The organism is Microcoleus sp. FACHB-831, assembly GCF_014695585.1.
In the GTDB taxonomy this organism is placed as follows: domain Bacteria; phylum Cyanobacteriota; class Cyanobacteriia; order Cyanobacteriales; family FACHB-T130; genus FACHB-831.
In genome coordinates, this window is the sequence record NZ_JACJON010000066.1 from 21,692 (window position 1) to 48,225 (window position 26,534).

22 protein-coding genes are annotated in these 26,534 nt (G+C 46.8%); 10 read left to right on the top strand and 12 right to left on the bottom strand.

The window, feature by feature from the left end:
* The first annotated feature begins 50 nt into the window (after window positions 1-50).
* Entirely contained in the window at window positions 51-218 is a 168-nt protein-coding gene (locus tag H6F77_RS18645) for a hypothetical protein (protein WP_206753479.1), read from the top strand.
* A 268-nt stretch (window positions 219-486) separates the two neighbouring features.
* Window positions 487-1,104, top strand: coding sequence for a TMEM165/GDT1 family protein (locus tag H6F77_RS18650; RefSeq protein WP_190490051.1), 618 nt, complete (start codon window positions 487-489; stop codon window positions 1,102-1,104).
* 147 nt (window positions 1,105-1,251) lie between these two features.
* Here H6F77_RS18650 and H6F77_RS18655 read toward each other — a convergent pair whose 3' ends face one another.
* A complete protein-coding gene (locus H6F77_RS18655; protein ID WP_190490052.1) occupies window positions 1,252-2,157 on the bottom strand; it encodes a tetratricopeptide repeat protein in 906 nt (301 codons plus the stop codon).
* Window positions 2,158-2,166: 9 nt separating this feature from the next.
* Here H6F77_RS18655 and H6F77_RS18660 point away from each other — a divergent pair, with 9 nt between their 5' ends.
* Window positions 2,167-2,445, top strand: a complete 279-nt coding sequence (locus tag H6F77_RS18660) for a hypothetical protein (RefSeq protein ID WP_190490053.1) — start codon at window positions 2,167-2,169, stop codon at window positions 2,443-2,445.
* Between the two features lie 208 nt (window positions 2,446-2,653).
* A complete protein-coding gene (gene patR / locus H6F77_RS18665; RefSeq protein ID WP_190490054.1) occupies window positions 2,654-3,604 on the top strand; it encodes a heterocyst master regulator PatR in 951 nt (316 codons plus the stop codon).
* 84 nt (window positions 3,605-3,688) lie between these two features.
* On the opposite strand, the gene H6F77_RS18670 is transcribed toward patR, so the two are convergent.
* The 5 genes from H6F77_RS18670 to H6F77_RS18690 form a co-directional block, all read right to left on the bottom strand.
* Window positions 3,689-4,864 carry a homocysteine biosynthesis protein gene (locus tag H6F77_RS18670; RefSeq protein ID WP_190490055.1) on the bottom strand — a complete coding sequence of 392 codons (1,176 nt, stop codon included), beginning with the start codon at window positions 4,862-4,864 and terminating at the stop codon, window positions 3,689-3,691.
* Between the two features lie 56 nt (window positions 4,865-4,920).
* Window positions 4,921-5,763 carry a DUF4351 domain-containing protein gene (locus tag H6F77_RS18675; RefSeq protein WP_190490056.1) on the bottom strand — a complete coding sequence of 281 codons (843 nt, stop codon included), beginning with the start codon at window positions 5,761-5,763 and terminating at the stop codon, window positions 4,921-4,923.
* A gap of 34 nt (window positions 5,764-5,797) precedes the next feature.
* Window positions 5,798-9,250 (bottom strand): response regulator, encoded by a 3,453-nt coding sequence (locus tag H6F77_RS18680; RefSeq protein WP_190490057.1) that lies wholly within the window; start codon window positions 9,248-9,250, stop codon window positions 5,798-5,800.
* Between the two features lie 225 nt (window positions 9,251-9,475).
* The gene (locus H6F77_RS18685; RefSeq protein WP_199321418.1) at window positions 9,476-10,699 is read right to left on the bottom strand and encodes an AI-2E family transporter; all 1,224 of its coding nucleotides are present in this window, start codon (window positions 10,697-10,699) and stop codon (window positions 9,476-9,478) included.
* A 54-nt stretch (window positions 10,700-10,753) separates the two neighbouring features.
* On the bottom strand, window positions 10,754-10,948 hold the full coding sequence (locus H6F77_RS18690; protein WP_190490058.1) for a hypothetical protein: 195 nt from the start codon (window positions 10,946-10,948) through the stop codon (window positions 10,754-10,756).
* A gap of 103 nt (window positions 10,949-11,051) precedes the next feature.
* Here H6F77_RS18690 and ftsH point away from each other — a divergent pair, with 103 nt between their 5' ends.
* A complete protein-coding gene (ftsH, locus tag H6F77_RS18695; protein WP_190490059.1) occupies window positions 11,052-12,992 on the top strand; it encodes an ATP-dependent zinc metalloprotease FtsH in 1,941 nt (646 codons plus the stop codon).
* A gap of 164 nt (window positions 12,993-13,156) precedes the next feature.
* Here the strand turns inward: ftsH and yidD are convergent, their stop codons facing one another.
* The 3 genes from yidD to H6F77_RS18710 form a co-directional block, all read right to left on the bottom strand.
* Window positions 13,157-13,447: a membrane protein insertion efficiency factor YidD gene (gene yidD, locus H6F77_RS18700; RefSeq protein WP_190490060.1), complete on the bottom strand. Its 291-nt coding sequence runs from the start codon at window positions 13,445-13,447 to the stop codon at window positions 13,157-13,159.
* A gap of 253 nt (window positions 13,448-13,700) precedes the next feature.
* Window positions 13,701-13,862 carry a hypothetical protein gene (locus H6F77_RS18705; protein ID WP_190490061.1) on the bottom strand — a complete coding sequence of 54 codons (162 nt, stop codon included), beginning with the start codon at window positions 13,860-13,862 and terminating at the stop codon, window positions 13,701-13,703.
* Between the two features lie 109 nt (window positions 13,863-13,971).
* Window positions 13,972-14,313, bottom strand: a complete 342-nt coding sequence (locus tag H6F77_RS18710; protein WP_190490062.1) for a hypothetical protein — start codon at window positions 14,311-14,313, stop codon at window positions 13,972-13,974.
* A gap of 767 nt (window positions 14,314-15,080) precedes the next feature.
* On the opposite strand from H6F77_RS18710, the gene H6F77_RS18715 reads away from it, so the two are divergent.
* Window positions 15,081-15,905 carry an SDR family NAD(P)-dependent oxidoreductase gene (locus H6F77_RS18715; protein WP_190490063.1) on the top strand — a complete coding sequence of 275 codons (825 nt, stop codon included), beginning with the start codon at window positions 15,081-15,083 and terminating at the stop codon, window positions 15,903-15,905.
* 189 nt (window positions 15,906-16,094) lie between these two features.
* Here the strand turns inward: H6F77_RS18715 and H6F77_RS18720 are convergent, their stop codons facing one another.
* Together H6F77_RS18720 and H6F77_RS18725 are read right to left on the bottom strand one after the other, a co-directional pair.
* A complete protein-coding gene (locus tag H6F77_RS18720) occupies window positions 16,095-17,768 on the bottom strand; it encodes a sodium:solute symporter family protein (RefSeq protein WP_190490064.1) in 1,674 nt (557 codons plus the stop codon).
* A gap of 9 nt (window positions 17,769-17,777) precedes the next feature.
* Window positions 17,778-18,032 (bottom strand): DUF4212 domain-containing protein, encoded by a 255-nt coding sequence (locus tag H6F77_RS18725; protein ID WP_190490065.1) that lies wholly within the window; start codon window positions 18,030-18,032, stop codon window positions 17,778-17,780.
* A 360-nt stretch (window positions 18,033-18,392) separates the two neighbouring features.
* On the opposite strand from H6F77_RS18725, the gene H6F77_RS28490 reads away from it, so the two are divergent.
* Window positions 18,393-18,536, top strand: coding sequence for a transposase DNA-binding-containing protein (locus tag H6F77_RS28490; protein ID WP_190490066.1), 144 nt, complete (start codon window positions 18,393-18,395; stop codon window positions 18,534-18,536).
* A gap of 183 nt (window positions 18,537-18,719) precedes the next feature.
* The gene (locus H6F77_RS18735; RefSeq protein WP_190490067.1) at window positions 18,720-19,535 is read left to right on the top strand and encodes a DUF429 domain-containing protein; all 816 of its coding nucleotides are present in this window, start codon (window positions 18,720-18,722) and stop codon (window positions 19,533-19,535) included.
* Between the two features lie 46 nt (window positions 19,536-19,581).
* Here the strand turns inward: H6F77_RS18735 and glgP are convergent, their stop codons facing one another.
* Complete coding sequence (gene glgP, locus H6F77_RS18740; RefSeq protein WP_190490068.1) at window positions 19,582-22,137, bottom strand: alpha-glucan family phosphorylase; 2,556 nt, start codon at window positions 22,135-22,137, stop codon at window positions 19,582-19,584.
* A 1,223-nt stretch (window positions 22,138-23,360) separates the two neighbouring features.
* Between glgP and H6F77_RS18745 the strand changes: the two genes are divergently transcribed.
* Both H6F77_RS18745 and H6F77_RS18750 read left to right on the top strand, forming a co-directional pair.
* Window positions 23,361-23,477: a photosystem II reaction center protein I gene (locus tag H6F77_RS18745; protein ID WP_190490069.1), complete on the top strand. Its 117-nt coding sequence runs from the start codon at window positions 23,361-23,363 to the stop codon at window positions 23,475-23,477.
* Between the two features lie 119 nt (window positions 23,478-23,596).
* Window positions 23,597-26,419, top strand: coding sequence for a DUF3769 domain-containing protein (locus H6F77_RS18750; RefSeq protein WP_190490070.1), 2,823 nt, complete (start codon window positions 23,597-23,599; stop codon window positions 26,417-26,419).
* The last annotated feature ends 115 nt before the right edge of the window (window positions 26,420-26,534 follow it).

Genomic DNA, 26,534 nt, shown 5'->3' on the forward strand with positions numbered 1-26,534 from the left:
ATAAGCCCGAAAAGCTTATAAGATATTTTGTGGGCGATTCCGGACTATAAATGACAATGCTGCTGACATCGGATGTCCAAATTTACCCTCGGCGGGCAAATTTGCAACTGTCCAACTGCGGGGAAATTTATAAAATTTATAAATTTCCCCAAATGCTGCAAATTGTCGCATTTAGATACCATCCGGGTATCGGCGATCCACATCGCGGTTTTAGATAAATTTCTGATAATTTGTGTTGACCTCCGCCCACAGATAGAGATAGAATTACGAAGTATTGAAGGGGAGTAGCTGCTAGCTCAGAATTTAGCTAGCCCATCTGAGTCAACACGCTGGCGATGAGCCTGGTTCAGATGACAAGTTTTTAAGCACTTGGGAGCGAGACCTTCACCGAGTTCACATCTGATGATGTGAGATTCTGGTGAAGTGTAATAGCTCTCCTCAGAAGCTCGCATCAGAAGGGGTATCTAATTCTGAGGAGCTAGAAGAGTGCTGACAGCTTTTACTGCGGGTTTATTACTAATCACGATTTCCGAGTTAGGCGATAAAACATTTTTTATTGCCGTAATTCTGGCAATGCGGCACTCCCGGCGGCTGGTATTTGTAGGCTCGCTCGCAGCATTGGCAGCGATGACTGTGTTATCTGTTCTAGTTGGGCAGGCAGTCTCGATTTTGCCCCAAACTTACATCCACCATGCTGAAATTGCTTTATTTCTTGGCTTCGGGCTGAAGTTATTGTATGAAGCCAGTAAAATGCAACCTGGAAAAGAGTGTGAAGAAGCCGAAGAAGCACTTTCGGTGGTGAAGGAAGCTGAATTGAAAATGCCCAAGGTGAAAAGCAATCTGGCGGTTGTGGTAGAAGCGTTCGTGCTAACTTTTGTGGCGGAGTGGGGCGATCGCACCCAATTTGCGACGATAGCGCTAGCAGCATCTAATTCGGCGCTGGGGGTAACGGCTGGGGCAATTATGGGGCATGCGATTTGTGCAGCGATCGCAGTTATGGGAGGGCGCCTGATTGCAGGGCGGATTTCCGAGAGAATGATGACAACGATCGGCGGTTGTCTATTTGTAATTTTTGGCGCGATCGCTGCCATGAAAGGGGCTTAAAAAGGCAAAAGAAAGCATTAGGAAGTGTAAAGAGTCGGCGATGAACAGTTTCTGCCTTAGTTTACTCACCGACTTCAATTTGTCGAACGCTCCTTTTTCCCCTTTGCCCTCGTTCCCAGGCAGAGCCTGGGAATGCTTTTGCCTTTTTTAAGGAGCGGGTGCAGAGACAGAGGGAGAACTCGTAGGAGTTGGGGTTGCTGCCGGAGTTGATGTTGCTGCCGGAGTTGGTGTTGCTGCCGCCGCAGTAGGCGTTTCAGTGGCCATCTGTTTAATTTGGTCTTTGTACTGTGGTGGTGCCAGAGCAACAGCCGTTGTGAACAGGGGTTTAGCTTCTGCGGCTTTGCCTAGTCGTTGTAAAACAATGGCTTTAGCTAAAACAGGGCGAAAGTCCTGTTTATTGGTTTTAACAGCCTCATCATAGATAGTCAGCGCTTCTGCAAAACGCTGCTCGTTGATGTAAACCTGACCTAGTAGTAGTTGGACTGAGGTAGTATCTATGCTGCCTGGTTGAACTTGATTAGTTTGCGTTGCTGTTTTCAAAGTGTCTTGAAGCAAACCGATAGCTGCTTCAGGGCGTTTTTGCTGTAGCAGCAGACTCACAAGACCTTGTAAGGCATTCATGTCCCCCGGATTGGAAGTTAAGACCGAGCGATAAGCCGTAGCAGCAGCTTCGCGATCGCCTAGTTGCTGTTTAGCTTGAGCCAGCAAGACCATATACTCGGTCTGTTCGGGACTCAGCGCAGCTAACTTTTCCAGGGCATCAGTAGCACCTTTAAGGTCGCCCAGTTGCAACCGCACTTCTAAAAGACCGCGCAATGACGTTTTACTATCGGGTTCTCGCTGCAAAACCAGTTCGTAACCCTTAGCCTGATCTTGCAGGTCACTTTCTTTAACCCCGAGTTGCGTCGGCTTGGGTGCTGGTGTGCCAACAGCAGAGGGCTGATTTTCCTGAAGGACATTCCCCAGCAAAGGGAACAGGGAAACTCCTACAAACGTGACGAGTGCCAGTAGTAGGACAAGATTAACGATCCAGCGACCGCGCTTTTGGGACACACAATTGCCTTGAACTCTTATCACATTATCAACCCAAAGCGGGAATTTGCTAGACGAAAACAGCGCGATCGCTGCCAGAATGTTTGCCGCATAAAGATTTCATCAAATAGTTTATGGGCGCGATCGCCTAAAAATTGCAGAAACTTTACGGATCTACCAGTTCTAAGCCTGAATTCAGTAAAATGGGCAGGCTTGTTAGATAACCATCCGGCCTTTGTGCCTACCTACTCTGATAACTTCGGCGTATGTATTAGGGACGCGGTAAATCAGGTGGTTATTTCTGGCTAATATGCGTTGGTAGTTACCTTAGCAAAAGCTATCGCTACCATTGCTACATAGCTACAGAGTTAAGTGTTAAGTTCTGAGTATCGCACTTAGCAATTAGCAGTTAGCGCGATCGCTAATTGAAATATCGCTAAGCTCGGGAATTAATAACTCAACATCTGTTGCTAGGAAAATCCCATAATGGGATGTGTCTCCGCCGCGAGGAGTTTATATGAATCCTTCTTTGAATCGACCCTCAAAATTACCCAAGCCTTCTGCCGAACAGCCCCCCGAACCCCAAATTCAGGAGGCTGCCCCCAGTTCGGATACGACAGCAGAGATAGCCGCCGCTGATACTGAGGCTTCTATGCCTCCTCCTGATGCTGATGCTGCGCTATCGACGACGCCAGAGCAAGCACGACAGCACCCCATTCCGCCACCGAGCGAACCCATGCAGTACCGAGCCATCGGACTGGTGAGGGGTCAATATATGCCTTCCGCAGAGCAATTTACGCGGGGCACGCTAGTGGCGGCGGATGATACTTTAATCGATGCGGTGCTACTGGGCCGAGTTATGAGCTTGGTGAAAAATCACCTAAGCTTAGACCAACCGCACCTCTGGGTAGTTTATCCCCGGACGCGACAAGAAGACGGCAAACTGCACGTCCAGATTGTGGGGGTTTGGGAGCCAGAAAGACTACAGCAACCAGCTGCTGCGTCTGAGGAATCGTCAAGCCTACCTGAAGTAAAGAGCGAAGAGCCAACTGTAAACGATGGCTATTTTTCAATTCGCGGCGAAGCGATTTATCAGTCGCGCGATGAAGATAGCCTGATAATCAAGATTAGGCAGGCAGCCCGTAAGGGAGAGGATAAGCCCAAATTTTTTAAGTTAAAAATCACAGGTGCGATCGCTGAAAAAGCAGTCGGTCACTTCTGGGATTTACATATCCTCCGGGAAGGTAACTCGCTGGTAATTAAGCAGGCAAACGACATTGCTGTTCTGCCCTCTAGCAAGAAAAAGCCGTTTAAAGGAGGAGGAAGGCGTCCAGGTGGGAGAGATAAGCCCTTCTCGTCACGCCCCACTAAGCCTGGTGATAAACCAACGCCAGTAAAACCAATAATACAGCGCCGAGAACCTCTTCCTAAGCCTGTTAAACGCAGTGCGCCAGAAAGTAAAACGTAAACACCATTCCCAGGCTCCCGCCTGGGAACGAGGGCAAAAGAAAGAAGAATAAGAAAAATTTTTTCTTTTGCCTTTAGCCTTTATTTAGTCGAGAGGAATCCTCTGACCCCAGCTGTCTTGGGGTACAAAAGTCCTGTCCATTGGAATGACAGAAACAGGTTCGGTGAGGGTAAATTGGCCGTTTTCAATCCATTGCTTCAATTCCAAGGCAACTTGACGTGATAAGTAGATACTGGCTAACGGAGCTACCCGCACCGCTTTACCCTCAATCGTGATGCGCCCGGTCTTCAACTGGGCGTAACTCACCAAGCCGAAGGTGGGACGGACGCGCCGGGGAATGGAGAAATCGACAACAGGCGCTACTATGTCCTTGTCTTGGACGGCACACTTAGCCACAACTTCCTCGTGTAAAACTGGGAGCGGCACGCCTACGCCCAGCATTAGAGATGGGCCGTAATTTTTGAAGTAGCAAGCCCTTACCCAACGGGCGTTCATCTGTTTAGCGTCTCCTATTAAGGCAAGCGTGGCAGATGGGCCGACTGGCGTCCGATTGGGCAAGCGCTTCTGTAAGGGAAAGTGTTGAGTGCCCTCCCAGGAAACGTAGCCGACGCCGCCGCCTAAGAAAATGCGACTGCCAATGCCAATTAGTTGCAAATCTGGGTCGTTTAGCAGGGGGGAGATGGCGCCCGTGTTTGAATAAACCCCATTAGAGAGGCGGGGTTGCAGGGGGCCGAGGTAGGTAAAGAGGGGGCGATCGCCTCCATTAACTCCTACAATAAAATTTTGGTATAGATTGCGCGGATTGTATAAATAAAACTGGTTAATTGTGTCGCGGGTAATGGTTGTATCAAAGGATGCGCGGGGATAGCAGTCTGTTACTTGTCCTATGGCGCGTAACTGCACCGTTTTCCCAGCAATCAAATCTTGAATTACATGACCGCCGCCTCTTTCTCTGGATTCTTCCCCGTCTTCGGGAACTTGAGTCGCTCCCAAGTACAAATCCACCGCACCGAAGCCAGAGTATGCTAGGACACCATCTAACCAACACTGACGAATTTTTATGGGTGGGTCGGTGTGTCCCAGGTTAATAATTGCACCTGATGACTCCATAGGCTCAAAAGTGCCAGTTGTGATGACATCCACTTCCTTCGCGGTTTGGGTTACGCCAACTTCTACCACCCGTGCTTTTAGTTCGTCTACAGTCAGGACGGCGGCGCACTGGCGGCTGATTTTGTCGTTAATTTCGGCAATTGTTCGCATAGGGAAGTTTAGCTGTTGTGATTTGGCTGCATCGGTTTAGCGTGGCGCTCGCGTACTTAGGAATTAGCGTCTAGCCACACAGTTAAATCATTTGCAGCGGAGAAATCTAACAGCGCCTCCGCCAACTCCTCCAACTGAAAAAGGGATAACCCGCGAATGCGTTCTTCGAGATCGGGGGCGATCGCGCCAATTCGTCGCGGGAGTTGGCGCATAATCAGTGCTAACGCCTCCTCTTGCTTTCCTTGTTGCTTTCCTCGTTGCTCGCCCTTTTGAAGGATATCTTGATAAATTACAGATTCCTGCATAACTTCCTCTCTAAACAGCTCTTGAATCAGATTTTTTTCAAACCGCAAACCAGCCAGAACCTCTGCACAAGCCGAAATATTGCGTCGCTCGTCAGTTTCCTCGATCATATCCACCCGTGCGGCAACTTGCTCTAATAAAGTATTGGGCGAGTTGCTTCGAGCCAAAGTAGCGAAGGGTAGTAACGCAGGATTAGCCAGCAGTGGTGCGGGATTTTCCTCCCACATTCGCATAGCTCGATATCCGTGTCTGGTGTTGGTGTCTAAATACTCATGCTTAAAAACAATCTCTGAAGTGGTTTGCTGTAAAAAAATCACCACCTGCTCGATTTGACACCCATATTCCCGCTTTAGTCGGGTGTAGTAGTCGAGCATTCGGAAGTCAATAGGTGGATTAGATTGTGGCTGGGTTTGAAATTCTAGGTGGAGAATTTTGTTGCCAATTTTGATAAATATGACAGAATCGGCGCGAATCGGATCTAGGCTGAGTTCAGTTTTCAGTACCTGGATGTCTGAGGTGCTGTCTGAAAGCAGCCAGCCGACAAAATCCGCTGGATATTCTTCAGCCAGATATTTGCAAGTGTTGTCGTAAGCCAAAGTAGATGCCTTTATTAATAATTAAATAAGAGTTTTATGAGGTTTTACCACATTGTTGAAGTTCTATTTCCAAAGCAGTTGTAACTTTTTGGTACTCAGCTTCAAGCTGCGAAAATTTGTCTAATCCACCTGAGATAGCGCTGCTTCTTGCCATTAACTCTAATTCTTCGCACAAGTGCGAGAAAGCGATCGCGCCACATACAGCACTGGTGGACTTGAGAGTATGACTTGCTTGTTGTAGAGCCTTGGCGTCTTGTTGAGCGATCGCCGCTTTAATTACTGCAAGCAGTTGGGGAGCATCTGCCAAATAACTATCAATTATCTCAGCCAACAAATTTAAATCATCTCCGCCCCCTATTTCTCTTAACGCTTGTAAAGTTTTTGCATCCAGAGGACTTATAGGTTTACTTGCTGTCTGGGGCTGACATTTGCTAAGAGCCTCAATTACCTCATTTACCCTAATTGGTTTGCTGATATAGTCATCCATGCCTGCATCAAAACATTCCTGGCGATCGCTCTCCATAGCATTCGCTGTCATGGCAATAATTCGAGGACGTTCAGTTGGCAACCATTGCTTACATATCAGTCGAGATACTGTCAAACCATCCATCTCTGGCATTTGTACATCCATTAGCACCACATCATAAGACATGATGCGTAGCTGTTCTAGCACCTCCAATCCATTCCCTGCTACATCTGCCCTATACCCCAATCTTCGCAACAAATGCAAAGCAACTTTCTGGTTAACAGGATTATCTTCCGCTAACAAAATCCGTAGCGGTAAACGTTCTCCTAATTTGTTGTCAAATTGAGAAGGATTAGGGCTGTTTTCTTTAAAAGGAACGAATTGCTTGCATAAAATACTACTCAAAACATTGCGTAATTGTGATTGTTTAATAGGCTTATTCAAAACCGCTGCAAACTTTACTGGTGAACAATGAAAACTAGATTCTGATCTACCTATCGAAGTCAACATTACTAAAGGCAATTCTTCACATCCCGGCATCTGGCGTATGGCTGCGGCTAGCTCTAAGCCATTCATTTGGGGCATCTGCATATCGAGGATCGCGATATCAAATGTCTCACCTTGACGCAGTAATTCCAAAGCATAAGCAGCCGAGCTAGCACCCCGGGAAATCATCTCGAAGTTATGGGCTTGTAGAGTGAGAATTTGCCTATTAGTAGCATTATCATCAACAATTAGCATTCGCTTGCCCTTTAACTGAGAATGAGTTGGTTGTAACTCACCTGGGCAAGATTGGGCATCTGCTGATTTAGCGCCTATAGTGAAATAAAAAGTAGAACCATGGTTAAATTTTGGATGTAAATTTACAGCGCTTTCCTCGCAAGGCTCCTCAACTTTAGACTTTGACCTGTTCAGAGCCTGGTTAGCATCTAACGCAAAATTAGCAGAGGGATTTCCACCCACTTTACCTCCACTTTCTACCCACATAGTACCGCCCATCAGTTCGCTCAATCGTCTGCTAATAGCAAGGCCTAAACCCGTGCCACCAAATTGGCGAGTAGTGGAAGAATCTACTTGGCTAAATGCCTTAAACAAGCGATTCATCCTGACTTCTGGAATACCGATACCAGTATCTTCGATCGCAAATTGAATCTCGTACTCAGTTGGCAGTTTTTCGTTAGCAATGGCATCTAAAGGCTGGGCTGTTACTGAAACAACAACTTCCCCTAATTCGGTAAATTTAACGGCGTTACCAAGTAAATTAACTATAATTTGGCGTAATCTGGTAGCATCTCCCACAATTGCAGTTGGGGTTGGAGGAGAAATTATATAAGCAAGTTCCAAACCTTTTTGGGTGGCTTGTTGAGCTAGTAAGTCTAGACATTCTTCAATACAAATTTGCAGATTAAAAGTTTGTTCTTCTAATTCCAATTTACCAGATTCGATTTTAGAGAAATCTAGGATTTCGTTAATAATTGTCAGCAAAGCATCGCCGCTGGTGCGAATTGTTTCCACAAAATCTTGTTGTACAGAAGTTAGCTTGGTATCGAGCAATAAACCTGTCATGCCGATCACGCCGTTCATTGGCGTGCGGATTTCGTGGCTCATAGTTGCCAGAAACTCGCTCTTGGCTCGCGCCGCCGCTTCGGCCATTTCTTTAGCTATTTGGAGTTCGTTCTCGGCCTGCTTTCGCACGCTTATATCACGGCAAACACAAACCATTCCCCCATCTGCGATCGCTGTCAAAGAAATACCTTGGACAAAGGTGCTGCCATCTCCTTTTCTAGGAGTTGCTTCGCCATGCCAGTAACCTTTTGACCGCACGCTGAGAAGGAATTCGCGCTCCAAACGCTCTATTTCTTTTTGGTTGTAATGTTCTTGCCATTTCTTGCCTAATAATTCTGCGGCAGAACTGTATCCAAACAGATTGATATAAGCCTTATTCAGGTAAAGGTACTCGCCGTTACTATTAATAATGGCGATGCCGTCCATTGCGGCTTCCACAGCCATTAGCTGTCTTTGCAAAGCTTCCTCTGTTTGCTGACGCTCGGTGATTTCTTTTTCTAGTTTTTGGTTGGCAAGTTCAACTTGTTTGGAGCGCCGTTGGGATTTTTGGGCAAGATAAACCGCCAACGCTAACATCCACGCTATTAGCAACCCACCAATTAACGCTACTTTGGGTAGGAGCGATCGCTCTTTTTCTAGTAACTCTGATGTTGGCTCAACCACGACTCGCCAATATGGGTGTCCTGCTAATTCTGGATCGTGGCGATCGCCATATAAATCTATTTTTATTTCCTCACTCCATTTCGAGTCGGTTTGTTTGTTAACCCTGTTAAACCTGTATACTTCCTCCTTTCCATCAAATACAACCAAAGAGTATCCATGTAGAAGCTGATCGTCCAAGATGGTATCTAGCAATTGCTCAACTCGAAACACTCCCGCAATAAAACCGTCAAATTTTTGCTTTTGGAAAATCGGAACGTAAACTAAAAACCCCTTACCGCCTTGAACTAAATTTATAGAACCCGTAACTGTAACATCACCACTATTTCGCGCTGCTTCTAAAGCCCTACGGCGTCGCTCCTCAAAATTTAGCTTTAAGTTTTGGGCTGCTTCGTTTCCTGCTAGGGGGACAATCCAGCGCACCTTGAATGATGAGTCTATCCACTCGATGGCTTGGAAACCTTTGTAGTCATTTATATGAATCTGTGCATCAGCTTCCCACTCAGGTTTGGGAGTCCCGCCGCGTATCTCCCAGCGTTTGGACATCCTTACTAACGCCGATATTCGAGCGTTGAGCTGAGTTGTAAATTGGGTTTTTACCTTTGAGGATTCGGCTTGCATCATCTGCTGAATTTGCGATCGCTCGTCAGCCAGCAATCCTTGCCAAAGCAACAGACTAGCTGCGGAGATTCCCATCCCAATACAAACAGGTAACCATCTAGAATAGATGGGAATTTTGCTCGCAATCGCCGCTACGAGTTTAGCCCAACGCTCGCTTGATTTTTCTAGGTTCATTTTATTCCGCCATTTTGAAAGCCTTTTCCTAAATTTAGGATTCCCATCCCCAGTATGAAAATTGCATTTGCCTGGAAAGTTGGAGTAATTTTAGATAATGTTACGGCTTAGACAAATAAAAGCAGCATTTTTCCTATAACCATCCGCTCCTCGACAAGTGTTATGCCAAGAAGCTAGATTTAAACAATATTCAACTTTTACTTAACTCTTGATTTCTCTGCAAATCTATGTTTTGTCGGTAACATCATCCCCGTTAGGATTATCTCCTGTTTTTGTTGCTACGGCAGGCAACTTTGAAGACTCAGGTAATTCAGCAGAGTCAGCGACGACAACTATCTCCACATCGTTTTTATTATCACTGCCCCATTTATCAAGAATATCTTTGATTAAGGCTTCTTTTATCCAAACCTGAGCAACAACAGTTAGAGGTATGGACATTAGCAGTCCTAAAGAGCCAAAAGCTGTAGTAAAAACAAGTTGAGATAATAACGTCACAGCTGGTAACAGAGATACCTGTTGCGACATGATATAGGGTGTTAGTAAATTGCTTTCAAACTGCTGAATGATAATATAAAGAGCCAAAACAAAAACTGATTTCCAAGGGGCATCTAAAAGAGCAATTCCCATTGGCAATACAACGCTTAAAGTCGGGCCAATATTGGGAATAAAATTCAGCAATCCTGCCAAAACGCCACTAGCGATCGCCAATCTTATTCCTAAAATTGTCAGTCCAAGCCAACTCAATATGGCAATAACGCTCATGCTGATAAAAGCGCCGCCCAGCCATGCCCCTAGCGATACTTCGCACTCAGAAAGAATGCCATCCGCCCGACGCCGATAGAACGACGGAAACAACCTCAAAAACGCCTTGCGGTAAGCTTGGGGATTGACTAACAGCATTATGGTCAAAACAAGCACCAGCAACAAATTGAGGACAACTCCCAGCGAGCCTGAAAAAACTGCTACCGAGCCTCCCAAGAGCCTATTTAGAAAAGGCTGGAGTTGCTGCACCAAACTATCAACATCTGGTATGTAAGGAAGCAACTGCGCTGGAAGCCTGCTTCTCAACTGATTTTGCCAATCGCTTACCAGTGCTAACACTTGGGGAAACTTCGTTGTCGTCAATTCTTGAAATTCAGCAGCGAACGGCGGCACAATCAGCAAGAAAAATCCTGTGATGGCGCTTGCTAAAATTCCCACCGACAGCAGTACAGCCAAGAGCCGGGGTACACGCTTGCTTTGCAGCCACCGCGCTAGCCTGTTCAAGGCAGTCGCTAACACAACAGCGACAAACACCAGCAGCAGCACTTGCCTAATTTGCCACAGTACGTAAAACGAAATAACGACAGCTAGTAAACCAATCCACTGACCTAAATTCACAGATGAAGACTCCCAGGCTATCTGGCAACAATTCCCATTCAATTCAGCTAGATTAGCCGATATTGGCATCTTCGCCTAGCTTCTTTGGGCTTAGCCACAACAGGGGATTGAGCATCCGGGGGCTCAATGCACTTGCCCGCCTTGCCACGCCCGCCAGCCTAGAACTCCAGCCATAATTAGTGCGGGTAAAAACACAGCAATCAATACATTAGCTGATGTCGGAGCAATAGATAATGCCCCACCGCCGTACTTAATTAAAATTGACAGTGCAGCAGAGATAACTAGCACCTTGAAAATGAATCCAGCCTGATTTCCCATGTAGTTGTACGGCAATACGGATTGAAGTAGGGGTAGACACCGAACGGAGCGATCGCATCTTGCTTTCTACAATAACTCCAGTAGCTAAACCATCAGATAAATCATGCCTGTTGAAACTAATAACAAACGTCCTATCAAAACTCCCAAGCCCAGGCTGTTTGGTGGTAGTTTATTGATTCTACTGACAGTCCTGCTACTGTTAAACTTTATCATTCCCACTTTTGGCCCCCGTCCTCCCCAAGTTGCCTACAGTGACTTTATTGCACAAGTAGAAGCAAATAAGGTTGACCGGGCTATTGTTGGTGGCGATCGCATCGAGTATGTGCTGAAATCGCAGCCGACTGGCGATAACACCTTACCACCTCAAGCCTTTGTCACTACACCCGTAGCACTCGATCTAGATCTGCCCAAAATTCTGCGGGATCATAACGTCCAGTTTGGCGCACCTGCTCCTGACACCAACGGCTGGATCGGCACTCTCCTGAGTTGGGTTGTTCCCCCCGTGATTTTCTTCGGCATCTGGGGCTGGCTGATGAACCGGGGTGGAGGTGCTGGTGGCGCTGCCTTGACTGTAGGTAAAAGTAAGGCGCGAATTTACTCAGAAGGCAGCACTGGGATCAAGTTTACCGATGTCGCTGGCGTCGATGAAGCCAAGGCGGAACTACAAGAAATTGTCGATTTCTTGAAAAACGCCGGGAAATACACCCGTCTGGGAGCTAAAATCCCCAAAGGCGTGCTGCTGGTCGGCCCTCCGGGAACTGGTAAGACGCTGCTAGCAAAGGCGATCGCTGGTGAAGCAAGCGTCCCGTTCTTCAGTATCTCTGGCTCTGAGTTCATTGAGTTGTTCGTCGGCGTTGGTGCTGCACGAGTCCGCGACTTATTTGAACAAGCCAAAAAACAATCTCCTTGTATCGTCTTTATCGACGAATTAGACGCACTAGGCAAATCTCGCGGCGGTGCTGGTGGCTTTGTTGGCGGTAACGACGAACGCGAACAAACCCTCAACCAGTTGCTCACCGAGATGGATGGCTTTGACGGCAATACTGGCGTAATTATCGTCGCCGCCACTAACCGTCCGGAAGTCCTAGATCCAGCTTTGCGCCGTCCGGGTCGCTTTGACCGCCAAGTTGTTGTAGACCGCCCTGATAAAATTGGTCGGGAAGCCATTCTCAATGTCCACGCCAGAACTGTCAAATTGTCTGATGAAGTCCAAATAAGCGTAATTGCCGCTCGCACTCCTGGCTTTGCTGGTGCGGATTTGGCTAATTTGGTCAACGAAGCGGCGCTGCTGGCGGCACGTCAGAACCGCGACGCCGTGATGATGGCAGACTTCAACGAAGCGCTAGAGCGAGTTGTGGCTGGTTTAGAGAAGCGATCGCGCGTACTCAACGAAATTGAAAAGAAAACTGTCGCTTATCACGAAGTCGGTCACGCTATTATCGGTGCTTTGATGCCGGGAGCGGGTAAGGTGGAAAAAATCTCCATCGTCCCTCGCGGTGTAGGAGCGCTTGGCTACACTCTACAAATGCCAGAAGAAGACCGCTTCTTGATGGTGGAAGATGAAATTCGCGGTCGCATTGCTACTCTTTTAGGCGGTCGTTCTGCGGAAGAAATAATCTTCGGTAAGGTGTCAACTGGCGCTAGCGACGACATTCAAAAAGCAACAGATTTAGCCGAACGCGCTGTTACTCTCTACGGTATGAGCGATGAACTTGGCCCCGTTGCTTTTGAGAAGCCGCAGCAACAGTTTATCGAAGGTTACGGCAATCCGCGCCGCTCGGTTAGTCCCAAAGTTGCAGAGCAGATAGATCGGCAAGTCAAGGAAACTATTGATGGAGCGCATCACATTGCCTTAACAATTCTCGACACTAACCGGGACTTGTTGGAAGAAACGGCGCAAACGCTGCTGCAAAAAGAAGTCTTAGAAGGGCCAACATTGCGCGAGCAACTCAATCGCGCTCAATCACCTGCTGAGTTGGATGAATGGTTGCGTAGCGGCAAATTCCCTTCAGGAATGCAGCTTAAGCAACTGGCTATAGTCTAATCGGTTATTTAGTTGAAAATCTGGCGATCGCTTTTCTTTCAAAGGGAGCGATCGCTTTTCTTTTGCAGCTACTTCTACTATCTAATACTGCAAAATAATATTTCTCAAGATTTCAATTTTTGTCGCGTATGTAACTGTAAATTAATGCCTTTTAGCCATTGAAACTAAAACGGCAAGCAGCAAGGAATGATAATACAGCCACCAGTCGCTTTCGTCGCTCTCAAAGTTTGGCTCGCCTCGTTACAACTGCGGAACCTTTGCAGAGATATACCCACTGCTGACATCAAACTTTGCTCGCCCAAGACGCTTTTTACATAGTCCGAGCAAGAATAGCCACCGTGCAAAACTCTATGGGCACAAGAAAACCCTTTCCGGGGGGAAATATACTTTTGATATGCACTAATAGAGTCTATAGCAATTGTCTGGGCTAAGGAATTAACGCTGCTAGTTTGCATTACAGTGTAGATTGTAAACAACTTACGCTCTGTTCTATCCCACTAGAAATTTTTCTTACTCTGCTAAAGGGATGAGTTTTACCAGCGTTATTAATTGAGCCAGATAAAATCTAAAATCTTAAGCTGCCCTCGATACCTACGTTTGACATAAGCAGCTTTGCGCCTCACGACCGATCCCACTTATCTGCGTAAATTCTTATCGTGCTAACTACTATGGAGCGTAGCAGCGTTTTCACTGAAATAGGCCTAGCTTCTAGGGTTGCAACTGGGTACTAGCTTGTTGAATCGGTTCGTTAATTTGTTCAGCAGTGTCAGCGGATGCGGGAGTAAAGTTGAAGAGATGGGCAGCTAGAGCAACGCTGGCTAATAAGTATACGGTTGCGCTCAAACCCATAAGTATTTTGGCTTTCATCATCTGTTTGTTTGCACCCTAACAATCTATATCAGTGATATTACTGAAAAAAACAAGCATTGTCATCTATCTAGTGGTAAATCAACTAAACGCAGCGCTAAGGCTGGAAATATTAGTATTTGCGATCGCTCGTCTCTAACTGTTTGATTCTCAACTGCAAATCCATATCATCAACGCCAACAATTGTTTCTAAGTTATCGATGCGTTCTAAGAGCGCTTGTACCTGATGAGGTTGCAAGGAGTAGGCGGATTTTTTATCAGAACCCCAAATGGCAACGGTGCTAGCAGCAGCGCTGGCGATAACGGCTAGGGGAATAATTGGCCCGCTCTTAGTAACGGCTGAAAGCGGAATGCAAATTGCTATCATCCCAACTGCTATGCCCCAGATTTTTGTGCTGACAGCAGAGCGCATATCTGCGGATTGTGCTGAATTTTGTTCAAATAGCTTGGACATGGCTTTTTGGTGTTCGTGGATTTCTTATGTTCTAGGTTGCCAGGTACCTAGTGAATACCGATTCCTGCCAATGGGTCATCCTAACGGGTTAAGTATTACTACTTATGCATTATAAAGGATTCCGGATAAGAGGGCGATCGCTCTACGACGACGCTCCGCATCATCCCTCAAAAGCTAGAAGTTTTACCTAGAAAATATCTATGCATTTATGAAAGAGAATTGCAGCTTTGTAACAAAAACGTCACACAAAGTTTATAAATAAATATTGCGGGTCGTTGAAATACTTGTTAAGGTGTGCTTAAGCAGTTACTTCTGGTAAATGTTCGTATTTAGGAGACGTGCCATCAATGCTATACATCAATATTGGCTGTTCACCGATTAACTGAGTCCAGAAATGCCTAAAAATATTTCTCTAACGGCTCGCTGCCAACTTTCTTGCAAGACGAAGGAGAAATATTGTTGTTGATAGTTTGGCTGCGCTTAAGACTGGTGCATTTTGGTACTCAATGCAAACCTAGTATGTTGCCAGTTAGACTCAACTTCACCCAATTTTACTGATAGACATTTCTCAGGTTTGTATAAAAGCAAAAGTGTTCCCTGCAAGATTAGTGAGAAATGTCTTGCTCTCAAAGAATTAGTCCAATTCATACCTGAATTACGATTCACTGCTTGTATTTGCCCCATGCTTTCATATTGCATCTGCAAAATATTTAAGTGCGGCATATATGGCGGACGCAGTGACTCCTCAACTATGGAGACTTTAAGCAATGAACGTTCAAGGAAAAACGGTTTTAATTACGGGGGCGTCGCGTGGAATTGGCAGAGCGATCGCCCTAGAATTAGCGCAACAAGGAGCGAAAAAGCTGCTGCTTGTGGCACGCGATCGCCAGCGTTTAGATGAAGTTGGCAGGGAGATAGAAGCGTTTGGTACCCAAGTCGTGACGCTGGCTTTGGATCTGTCTCAGATAGTAGAAGTAAATATTGCGATCGCGCAAGCTTGGCGAAATCACGGGCCAATTCATTTATTAGTCAACTGTGCTGGAGTTGCACATCAAGCGCCTTTCTTGAAAACACAATTGCCTGATGTTCAACAAGAAATTGCCATTAATTTAATGGGAATGTACACCATGACTCGTCTAGTCGCCCGACGCATGGCAGCACAACGAGAAGGGACAATTGTTAACGTTTCTAGCTTGATGGGAAAAATTGCAGCGCCGACGATGGCGACTTATTCAGCTACGAAGTTTGCGATTGTAGGGTTTACCCAAGCCTTGCGCGGGGAGTTAGCTGAACACAATATCAAAGTGATGGCGTTGCTACCATCTTTAACTGATACTGACATGGTGCGAGAATTACATTGGTTTAGGTGGGTAGTACCGATGACTCCCCAGAAAGTAGCTAAGGGGCTTGTCGCCGGATTGAATAGAGAATCGCCGGAAATATTAGTGGGATGGCAAAGTCATTTAGCAGTGTGGTGCGATCGCATTGCGCCTTGGCTGCTGGAGAAAATTTTACTAATGGCTGCTCCCCTGTCGAAGTATAAACAAAAGCAGTACCGAAGACTAAGACAGGCTGCGCTAACTTCGCGTTAGAAAAAGTTACTTGGGAGAGTCTTATTTAAGACTCTCCGTAAGTTTTGTGGGGGCGCGCTCGCGCAATCCCAGAGCAATTCCTAATTCCCCAAGTTAACAAAAAACTATTGGGATGCGATCGCTGCTGTTAATTCCATACCAACAAAAAAGCCCTCGTCTGAGGGCTGCTGATTGTGTTGTTTATTGATATTAATGGCTTACTTCTACAGGTGCTTCTCCACCAGGAGTCCGTAGCATTTCCACCATTTCTTGAATTTCCGGTGGCGGTGGTGGAGTCAGGCGAGAAACAACCCAGGTAACTACAAAGTTGATTAGCATCCCCAAGGTGCCAATTCCTTCAGGCGATACGCCAAAAAACCAAGGTTGCATTCCATAGAATTTGACTCCAACGATGTAGTAGATGGTGAAGATTAAACCTACTAACATCCCCGCGATCGCGCCTTCCCGATTCGTGCGTTTGTCAAAGATGCCTAAGATAATAATTGGGAAAAAGCTTGCAGCCGCCAAACCAAAAGCAAAAGCGACTACTTGAGCGACAAAGCCTGGGGGATTGACGCCAAAATATCCAGCAACAGCGATCGCAAATCCAATCATAATCCGACCGAACATCACCCGCCGAGCTTCCGAGGCTCCAGGGTTAATAATGCGGTAGTAGATATCATGGGCGATAGAACTGGAAATCACCAGCAGCAATCCCGAAGCCGTAGACAAAGCCGCCGCCAGTCCTCCCGTCGCCACCAAAGCAATTACCCAAGGAGCCAGTTTCGCTACCTCCGGAGTTGATAGCACGATGATGTCGCGGTCGATACCAATCTCGTTCGTAGTTTTATCAGGTGTTAGCTGGATGCGTCCATCGCCATTTTTGTCCTCAAAGGTCAACAGCTTGGTATTTTCCCACTTGTTCACCCAGTCTAGCTGACGTACCTCTTCAATAGTTTTGTTGTGCAAGGTATCGATCAGGTTGTACCGGGCAAAGGTAGATAAAGCAGGTGCAGTAGTGTAGAGTATGGCGATGAACAGCAACGCCCAACCTGCTGAGTAGCGTGCCGCTCTCACATCAGGAACAGTATAAAATCGCACAATGATATGGGGCAGCCCCGCAGTTCCCACCATCAACGCGATGGTGCTAAACAATACATCCAACTGCGACTGATTCACAAAGGGTTTTGTGTACTCTTGGAAACCGAGATCTAGCTGAACTTGGTTGAGTTTCTCAACGATGTCGCTGAAAGTAAACGCCAGTTGGGGGATGGGGTTGCCAGTGAGCAAGAATGAGAGAGCGATCGCTGGGATTAAGTAGGCGAAAATCAACACCCCATACTGTGCAACCTGAGTCCAAGTGATGCCTTTCATTCCCCCCAGAACGGAGAAAAAGGCGACAATTATCATCCCAATAATCACGCCAGTATTGATGTCTACTTGAAGAAAGCGGCTGAAAACAATTCCCACACCGCGCATCTGTCCGGCGACATAAGTCATCGAGATGAAAATCGCGGCTACAACTGCTACTAAACGAGCAACGTTGGAATAATAGCGATCGCCCACAAAATCAGGTACGGTATATTTACCGAATTTACGCAGGTAAGGTGCTAGTAATAACGCCAAAAGCACGTAGCCACCAGTCCAACCCATCAAGTAAACCGAACCGTCGTAACCCAGAAACGAGATTAACCCCGCCATCGAGATAAACGAAGCCGCCGACATCCAATCAGCACCAGTAGCCGCACCGTTAGCGATCGCGGGAACTCCTCTTCCAGCTACGAAAAAATCAGCACTAACTTTGACGCGAGACTGCCAACCAATATACAGGTATGCAATGAAGGAGAGACTGACCAACAAAATAGTCCAGACTTCAACAGACATGATTCTCCCCTATTCGTCGATATTATATTTGCGATCCAGTTTGTCCATCTGCACGGCGTAGATGAATATCAGCACCACAAAGACATAGATAGACCCCTGTTGCGCCATCCAAAAGCCGAGGGGAACGCCACCCAGACGCACCGCGTTTAATGGTTCAACTAGCAGAATGCTGAATACGATTGACACTAGCGCCCACACAATCAGCAAATTCCGAATTAAAGCCGTATTAGCACGCCAGTAAGCCTGACGTTTATCTTGGTTCATGTTTCTTCCTTGTTTTGCACCGTTTTATTAAGCGAAATCAAGGATACACGGGCTTTGTAGCGTTTCTAAAAATCTCAACAAATTTCTACACAATGCAACCGTTGCAGGAATGCGATCGCGTTTCACAAATCGAGGAAAATCAAATATCAGGTATCTAATCAGACATTAGCAGATGACTCAAAATGAACGCATAGAACCAAAGCCTCTATCTAGGTCACTTCGATCCCCCCTCCTCTTCGCTTGCGGGCTTATCCATTACCCACATCTTTCTTAACAATGAGACAAACGACTTAAAATAATCTTGAAAGGCTTGATAGGTATAGTTTTGAGAGAAGAGAAAAATAGCGGGTGATGGCCTGCATGGAAAAGTGGGCAGCTAAAGAATTGTCCCAGGTAGACTTAGGAGACGCAAGTAGAAACAAGCGCCTTATACGCTTAGTAAAAAACTTGGCTTTCGCAATAGTTGCAGCGATAACTATCCCAATGTTATTGGTTTGGCAATAGTTATCTTCTTCACACTTTTGATTGGAAAAGTCATTTTGTCAGATGAAGCACCACAATCTCCGCCTCCAATAACTCAGACTCGTAACTGATGCAGAAGCGCGATCGCACCATTAATTCCCAGCGATTGTTAATATAGCCGCAGGCTTCTAGCCTGCGGGTGAAACAGAAACAGGGATATAAACAATGAAATTTATCGGGATAGATTTGGGGTGGCGATCGCAACCTAGCGGATGTTGTTGTTTATCCCCGCAAGATGGAAAACTGCAAATAGTAGATTTAACTCGAATAGATGCGATCGCAGATATCCTCGACTGGATTGATACAACCGCACCGCCAACAGAACCCGCCATAATCGCTGTAGACGCACCCACACTCATCCCCAACGCTACAGGGATGCGACTACCAGACAAACTCGCCCACAAACATTTTGGAAAATATCACGCAGGTTGCTATCCAGCAAACCTCGGTCTACCCTTCGCACAACGCACAGTAGAATTTGGATTACAACTAGAAACTCGCGGATTCGTACACGCACCAATAATAGAACCCCAAAAACGGGATAGATATCAAATCGAAGTATTTCCCCACCCAGCCATAGTAAATTTATTCGGCTTAGAACGCATTCTTAAGTATAAAAAAGGAAAACTGGCAGAGCGTCAATTAGAACTAATCAAACTCTACCAGTACATTGTAAATATCTTGCCCAATCTCCAACCAAGCCTCAAGCCTGATTTTAGATTTTCGATTTTAGATTTTGGATTGGGTGTTGCTGGTGAAAATATAGAATGTTCAAAAATTCCAAATCAGCCTTTAATCGAAAATCCAAAATCAAAAATCCAAAATTACCTAACAGGTGCAGCCCTCAAAGCATTAGAAGATCAACTAGATAGTCTCATCTGTGCTTATGTCGCAGCGCACTGGTGGTATTGGGGATTAGAGCGTAACTTGGTACTGGGCGATCGCACGACAGGCTACATCGTCATCCCCAATCGATTTTAGATTTTAGATTATTAATCCAAAATCCAAAATCCAAAATCCAAAATCATTACGCCCAGCGCATCAATCCCAATTCAAAAGTACTGCTGACATTTTTGTGTTTGGGTAACACGCGCAGAGACAAACCTTGCAAACCACTCGAAGAGTACAAGATATTTGAAGTGTAAACGCTAATACCCTGTTGGTCAGAACCTTGGTGTTCCATCACAACAGGAATGCCATTAACAATCTGACCAGATGCATCAATTGAACCCTGGTAAAGTTCAACTTGTACGTCCTCTGGTTGTAGTTTGTTAAGGTCGATCCGCGCTTTGACAGAAATCGTTTGACCTACCATGATCTGGGATGGTTCGGAAACATCAACCGCCTCAATTTTGATGTCGTACCAATTCTCATTAACTTTACGCTTCCAAGAAGATAACTCTTTAGCTGGAGCGTAGTTGTTAGCAGTCATAGCAAAGTAGCGATCGCTTGCTGGAAAATATCCCCGCATTCCATAATCGCGCACCATCCGCGCTGTATTAAAGAACGGTGTATTCAACCGAATCGCATCCTTCATTTTGGCAATCCACTTGCGGGGAATTCCAAACTCATCGCGGTCGTAGAACAACGGCACAACTTCATTTTCAATCGTGTCGTACAGCGCAGACGATTCCACATCATCTTGATATGCTAGGTCGTCGTAGTCTTCCCCGTGACCAATCGGCCAACCAGTACGCACGTAATCCGCCTCATCCCACCAACCATCTAGCACGCTGAGGTTAGGCAAACCATTCATCGAAGCTTTCATCCCCGATGTACCCGATGCTTCGCGGGGACGGCGGGGCGTATTCAGCCAGACATCGCAGCCAGCAACCATCAACCGCGACACGTAGATATCGTAATCTGGCACAAACACCACGCTGGCGCTCATCCCTTGTTCCCGCGCAAAGTGGACGATATTGCGGATCAGCTCTTTTCCTGGAATATCCTTGGGATGAGCTTTCCCAGCAAATAAGAACTGCACGCGGCGGTTTTTGTCCCCAGCCAAAATTTTCTTAATTCTGTCGAGGTTACGCAGAAATAGAGTAGCCCGCTTATATGTCGCAAAGCGACGAGCAAAACCAATCGTCAACGCAAATGGGTCTAGCACTTCCTGCGCTTGGGCAATTTCAGCAGGAGAAGCACTGCGATCGCGCAACTTCCTTACCATATGCTCCCGCACAAACACCACCATTTCTGAGCGCTGACGCTCGTGATTGCGCCACAACTCCTCATCTGGAATCGACTTCACCCGCTCCCACAAAGGATCGTCAACGGCTGCATCAGACCACTGGGGGCCAAGGTAGCGATCGTATAACTCCTGAGTTGGCTTCGACACGCAACTGCGGGCGTGTACGCCGTTGGTAATCGCTGTAATCGGCACTTCATCTAAGGGGAAATCTTTCCACAAACTGTGGAACATCCGCCGCGAGACTAACCCGTGCAACTGGGCGACACCATTGACAAAGCTGGCCATATTCATTGCCAGGATAATCATGCTGAAGGGTTCTGCCAAATCGCCAGGGGTTTCCCGTCCCACAGACAGAAATTCTTCTTTAGATAAGCCAAAGCGATCGCCGTAATGTCCCAAATAATGGAGAATCATCTCTCCGCTGAACTTATCAATTCCAGCGGGTACGGGCGTATGCGTAGTGAAAATATTGCTGGAAATTGCTACTTGCTTAGCTTCGTTGTAGCTCAGTCCTTCTTCTTCCATCAGCATCCGGATGCGTTCTAGAGACAAGAACGCCGAATGCCCCTCGTTCATATGGTAGACCGTCGGTTTCAGTCCCAACGCTTTGAGCATCCGCACGCCGCCGATACCAAGCAATATTTCTTGGTGAATGCGGATATCCAGGTCGCCACCATAGAGTTGGTCGGTGATGTTGTGGTCGTATTCCGCGTTTGGCTCGATGTTTGTATCTAGCAGGTAAAGAGGTACAACTCCCACTTGCACGCGCCACACGCGAGCATAGACGGTACGCCCTGGAAACGGCACGTCTATCCGCAATTCTGACCCGTCAGGATTCCGCTCTAGGTGTAGCGGCATATTGTAGAAGTCGTTGATGGGGTAGCGTTCTTGCTGCCAGCCATCGGCGCTTAGTTGTTGGGAAAAATAACCTTCTTGGTAGAGCAAGCCGACGCCTACGAGAGGCAAACCCAGGTCAGATGCAGATTTCAGGTGATCTCCAGCAAGTACGCCCAAGCCCCCAGAGTAGATGGGCAGGCAATCGCACAATCCAAATTCAGCAGAAAAATAGGCGTAGCATTCTGATTGCTGACTTCTACTCTTGCGATACCAGTGGCGATCGCTTAGGTAGTTGTCTAGCTGCATCGCTGCTCTTTCCATTTGGGCAACAAAGCCTTCATCTTCAGCAACTTCCTTTAGTCGCTTTTGAGAGATGGTTCCCAGCATCAAAACTGGATTGTGGCGGCTTGATTCCCACAAATCGCGGTCTAGGCGACGAAATAACTCTTTAGTTTCGACGTTCCAATCCCAGTGCAGGTTGAAAGCCAGTTTTCGTAACGGTTCGAGTCGCGGTGGTAAAGCGGGGGATACGTTAAATGTCCGAATCGGCTGCATCAACTAAGCCTCTAAGTCCTGTTTTAGTTATTGTCACCTCTGTTGAGGCGTTTTCTAGTCACTCTTAATACTTTTTGTGGGAAAACGCGATCGCCCTTTTCCACAAAAAGTTTTCCTGCTCGCATTTTGCTGTTATTTTCGTATGGGCAATACAGCGCAGTTCCTTTATATGCGATCGCCCTCTTGCCCAGAATAAGCGAAAATTGTCAATTTACTCGCCACGATACCAGCGTGAAGATTAATTTTTTCAACCCTGGCTTTGGCATAATTACTGGACGCCCCTGTTTTATCGCCTCAATTTATCGTGCTATTTCCCATACATCCCCAGCGCCAATTAGTCAAAATTATTACTTATTTTAGGTTTTATACTGATTTTCAATTTTCAGATAAATCTTTAGTAACGCCAAGCTTTGTCCCCCTACCGCTCAACCGTATCAATGGGAGCGATCGCCGCTATAACTGGAATATCATTTATAAACTTGGTATATAAAACCCTCCATCTTTTTGGCCTTTTTCCATAAAATACTATAGTCCATTTAAAGTTTACGTCTTCTGCGATTTATTTAATTGTATTTACCCTACTAAACTCTCTGGAGTCTATTTCTATGTTAATTTTAAAATTATTGCAAATAAGGTATTTTCTGCTATTCCAAACGATTAGATATTCTCGTATTGCGAGCGTTTTTAATTACCCATTTTTAAATTAAGAACCTATAGAAAATAAGTTTTGTAGGTAATTACGGTTTAAAATGTTTCATTTACCAACCTCACGCAGATGCTTTAATATCTGAAAAAGCTGGAGTGAAATTGAGAACGCGCAGAAAATTATAATCCAGCATTCGCCGCATGCAACTTGATGAGGTGCAACGGGCGATAGATAATTAAGAGCAGCTTAAGTAGCGATCGCCCCAGTAAGCTATTCCACATTTAATTTCCCTATAAGCACTGGTCAAAAGCCTTAAAGCGCATAGCTTTTCTTTCTTTTAAATTTAGCCTTTTGACTTGCAACCTTGGCGATCGCCCCCGTAACGGAAACTTATAACACCAATCCATCGTCACAACAGGCTAGCAGCCATCAGGGATCGCCATCCTCACTGCTTGAGGTCAACAGTTGTTAAAAAAACTCCAGACCAAAAATGAAGCAATATTTCGGTATTATGAGAAAGTTGTATGTCCTTTAAGACACCAACGTTCAGTCTTTCCTGTCTGGAGTAGATACTGCTATGCTGACCCTCAAAGTTACAGTTTATATTGTCGTTGCCTTCTTCTCGCTGCTGTTTATCTTTGGATTCCTATCAAGCGATCCTGCCCGGAACCCCGGACGCAGAGATCTAGAATAGACAGCGCGATCGCTTGTTATCTCAGTCCGTCGTAAGGCGTGGCCATGCCACGCCTAAAATTTACCGTTGCGGTTGAGGTCATGCGCCCGGACTGTCAGTTTGACCACTGTTGTTGAAAAATGCCCCACCCAGTCCCGCCGCCTGAACCGCCTGTTATTGTTGCGAACTTACCGACCCAGGCATTTGCCGCGCCGCAATGTAGAGATGTAAACTGCAAAGTCTCTACAAAAATTTCCCGCACGTCGGTATCGAACCGCACGCTGTCAAAGGTAGCCCTCGCTTCCCCGACACAGCCGGAAACATTTGCGCCTGAAGCTTCTCCTTTGAAAGTGGCTAAGAGTGCATCTCTGCTAGGGCCAGCCATTTCCGTAGGCCATCAGATTCTACCAGCAGGCACTTCTGTAGCAAATCAAACTTCACAAATGGCTCCAGAAGTCAAGTATTCTGTAGCATCGGGAACTAACCTGCTTAAAGAGCTGACACCCGCAGCCACACCGGAAAGTAATGGCCTTCCTAATCAGAGCCAGGGAACGATAGCCAGGGGTGCTTCTCAAGCTTTAATTGCTAATCGGCGATCGCCTGCAAAGACAGAAGTACGCAGAGAAATATCAGGATTGTGGGAGGCTAAGCCCGTTTCCTCAGAGGGAGGAGCAAGCAAAAAACAATCCCCACCAGTCACCCGTCTGCTGACTCAAGAGCGCGGTGGAGACGTTAGACAATTCGAGATTAATACACCACCCGCTTCCGATAACCCCCAGGTAACTCCGCAGCAGCCACAAGGAACGCCGGGGGGAGGCCAAAACACACCTACATTTGAAATACAGCCTGGTGGAGCAACGCAAGGCGATCGCTCTACCACACCTACATTTGAAATACAGCCTGGTGGAGCAACGCAAGGCGGCCAAGCTACACCTCAGCCACAAACAGCCCCACTGCCTCAACAGAATCCGCCCGCACCTACAGCCCCGCCGCCAGTGCAGGATAGGCAACAGCCATCTACTAAACCTAGTACAGACGGGAAAAGGCCGCCCGCCAAGCCCAGTAATAGCATCAGCTTAGAGGGGGCGATTGAATTAACAGCAGATCGGCAAGAGTACGACGAAGAGCGACAAGTCATCACAGCCGAGGGCAATGTTGTGATGCGGTTTCAAAATGCCATTCTTGATGCAGACAGACTAGAGGTGAACTTGCCCAACCGGATTATGGTAGCGACGGGCAACGTGTCTCTGCGTCGGGGCGAGCAAGTGCTGCGGGGCGATCGCTTTGATTATTTCTTCGTCCAGGATAGCGGCACCATTTTGAACGCCAGCGGCGAAATTTATCAACCGCGAACCGGGGCAGATTTCTCAGCCACCTTACCCAACGACGTGGGTGCAGCGGGTTTGCCACAACGACCCCTGAGCGATCGCATTATCCAAAATCAACCGCTACAACAGATAACCAACCCAGGTGGCTATACCTTTGCCGTGGGTAGTGGCAGGCAAGCCGAAAACCTGGCTCGTCCAGAAACAGGCGGGCAAATTAACCGAGTGCGGTTTAAAGCCGAAAAAGTGGACTTCGACTCAGAAAGCTGGAGAGCTACTAATATTAGGCTTACTAACGACCCATTTTCACCCCCAGAGTTGGAAGTACGGGCAGACACAGCCAGATTTAGGAATTTAGAGCCACAGGTGGACGAGATTACAACCACTGGCTCCCGCATAGTTTTTGACCAGGGTTTTTCGCTGCCGATATTTCAAGATCGGATATTGCTTGACAGGCGCGAACGCGAACCTGCTATTGTCAACTTCGGCTTTGATGGCACCGATCGAGGAGGTCTGTTTGTCGAGCGCACCTTTGACATAATTAACACCCCCAAAGTGCGATTTCGCGTCACGCCACAGTATTTTGTGCAAAGAGCGGTTGGGCTTGGTTTTTTTGTTAACCCAGCTCCCGATCAGCCAGGAGTAGGGAAATTTATCGACCCATCTGACTTTGGTTTAAAATCCAGACTGGATGTAACCCTCAGCCCGCGCACAGAGATAACGGGACGTGCAGAATTTCTTACCCTCAACCCCAGCCTGTTTGAAAACAACACGCGGGCAAGTTTGCGACTGCGGCAGATCGTTGGTACCAAGCTACCTCATACCTTAAACCTGGAATACAGCTACCGCGATCGCTTGTTCAACGGCTCCCTCGGCTTTCAAACCGTCCAGAGCAATCTAGGCGCTGTCCTGACTTCTCCTGTAATTCCGTTGGGTAGAAGCGGTATCAACCTCAGCTATCAACTAGGCGCAGCGTATATCAACTCCGACACCGACCGCATTGACTTGTTAGAACCAATCCGCACCAACAATCGCGTTAACTTATCTCGCTATCAAGCCAGTGCTAGCCTTAGCCGCTACTTTACACTCTGGCAGGGTAAAGCCTTGCCTGCTACTCCGACCGAGGGGATGCGCTACACACCAGCACCCGTAGTTCCTTCCCTAGTGGTGGGTACAAGCCTCACAGGTGTTGGTACTGCTTACAGTAGCGGTGATAGCCAAAATTCGCTCAGCGGTACAGTCGCCCTATACGGACAAATTGGCCACTTTTCCCGACCTTTTCTGGACTACACCGGATTTAATCTCAGCTACTCTCAAAGCGTCCGCAGTGGCATATCGCCTTTCTTGTTCGATCGAATAAGCGATACTAGAGTGCTTTCTGCTGGACTAACGCAGCAACTTTGGGGGCCATTCCGTGCTGGTTTCCAAACATCTATTAATTTAGATACTGGGCAAGACATCAGTACCGACTACTTTCTGGAATACAGCCGCCGCACCTACAACGTACTCCTGCGCTATAACCCAGTTTTACAGCTTGGTTCGCTCAGCTTTAGAGTTAATGACTTTAACTGGAGAGGCACTCCAGAACCTTTCGAGGGTAGTGGCGTCCGTCCTGTCGTACAAGGCGTAACGCGCTAAAACCCACATTCCGCACCCACAACTGTCACAATCGGAAATTACGGAGATAAAAAGGCTATTTTTGTATAAAAAGAGACATTTTCCTTCACAAAAGAGATTCCAGCCGCGATGAACG

Bases quoted from the DNA above. Each gene is read 5' to 3' on its own strand.
- H6F77_RS18670 (WP_190490055.1), bottom strand. From the start codon at position 4,864: ATGCGAACAATTGCCGAAATTAACGACAAAATCAGCCGCCAGTGCGCC.
- H6F77_RS18715 (WP_190490063.1), top strand. From the start codon at position 15,081: ATGAACGTTCAAGGAAAAACGGTTTTAATTACGGGGGCGTCGCGTGGA.
- H6F77_RS18720 (WP_190490064.1), bottom strand. From the start codon at position 17,768: ATGTCTGTTGAAGTCTGGACTATTTTGTTGGTCAGTCTCTCCTTCATT.
- glgP (WP_190490068.1), bottom strand. From the start codon at position 22,137: ATGCAGCCGATTCGGACATTTAACGTATCCCCCGCTTTACCACCGCGA.
- H6F77_RS18735 (WP_190490067.1), top strand. From the start codon at position 18,720: ATGAAATTTATCGGGATAGATTTGGGGTGGCGATCGCAACCTAGCGGA.
- H6F77_RS18705 (WP_190490061.1), bottom strand. From the start codon at position 13,862: ATGATGAAAGCCAAAATACTTATGGGTTTGAGCGCAACCGTATACTTA.
- H6F77_RS18645 (WP_206753479.1), top strand. From the start codon at position 51: ATGACAATGCTGCTGACATCGGATGTCCAAATTTACCCTCGGCGGGCA.
- H6F77_RS18750 (WP_190490070.1), top strand. From the start codon at position 23,597: ATGCCCCACCCAGTCCCGCCGCCTGAACCGCCTGTTATTGTTGCGAAC.
- H6F77_RS18685 (WP_199321418.1), bottom strand. From the start codon at position 10,699: ATGCCAATATCGGCTAATCTAGCTGAATTGAATGGGAATTGTTGCCAG.
- yidD (WP_190490060.1), bottom strand. From the start codon at position 13,447: ATGCAAACTAGCAGCGTTAATTCCTTAGCCCAGACAATTGCTATAGAC.
- H6F77_RS28490 (WP_190490066.1), top strand. From the start codon at position 18,393: ATGGAAAAGTGGGCAGCTAAAGAATTGTCCCAGGTAGACTTAGGAGAC.
- H6F77_RS18745 (WP_190490069.1), top strand. From the start codon at position 23,361: ATGCTGACCCTCAAAGTTACAGTTTATATTGTCGTTGCCTTCTTCTCG.
- H6F77_RS18710 (WP_190490062.1), bottom strand. From the start codon at position 14,313: ATGTCCAAGCTATTTGAACAAAATTCAGCACAATCCGCAGATATGCGC.
- patR (WP_190490054.1), top strand. From the start codon at position 2,654: ATGAATCCTTCTTTGAATCGACCCTCAAAATTACCCAAGCCTTCTGCC.
- H6F77_RS18690 (WP_190490058.1), bottom strand. From the start codon at position 10,948: ATGGGAAATCAGGCTGGATTCATTTTCAAGGTGCTAGTTATCTCTGCT.
- H6F77_RS18680 (WP_190490057.1), bottom strand. From the start codon at position 9,250: ATGAACCTAGAAAAATCAAGCGAGCGTTGGGCTAAACTCGTAGCGGCG.
- ftsH (WP_190490059.1), top strand. From the start codon at position 11,052: ATGCCTGTTGAAACTAATAACAAACGTCCTATCAAAACTCCCAAGCCC.
- H6F77_RS18725 (WP_190490065.1), bottom strand. From the start codon at position 18,032: ATGAACCAAGATAAACGTCAGGCTTACTGGCGTGCTAATACGGCTTTA.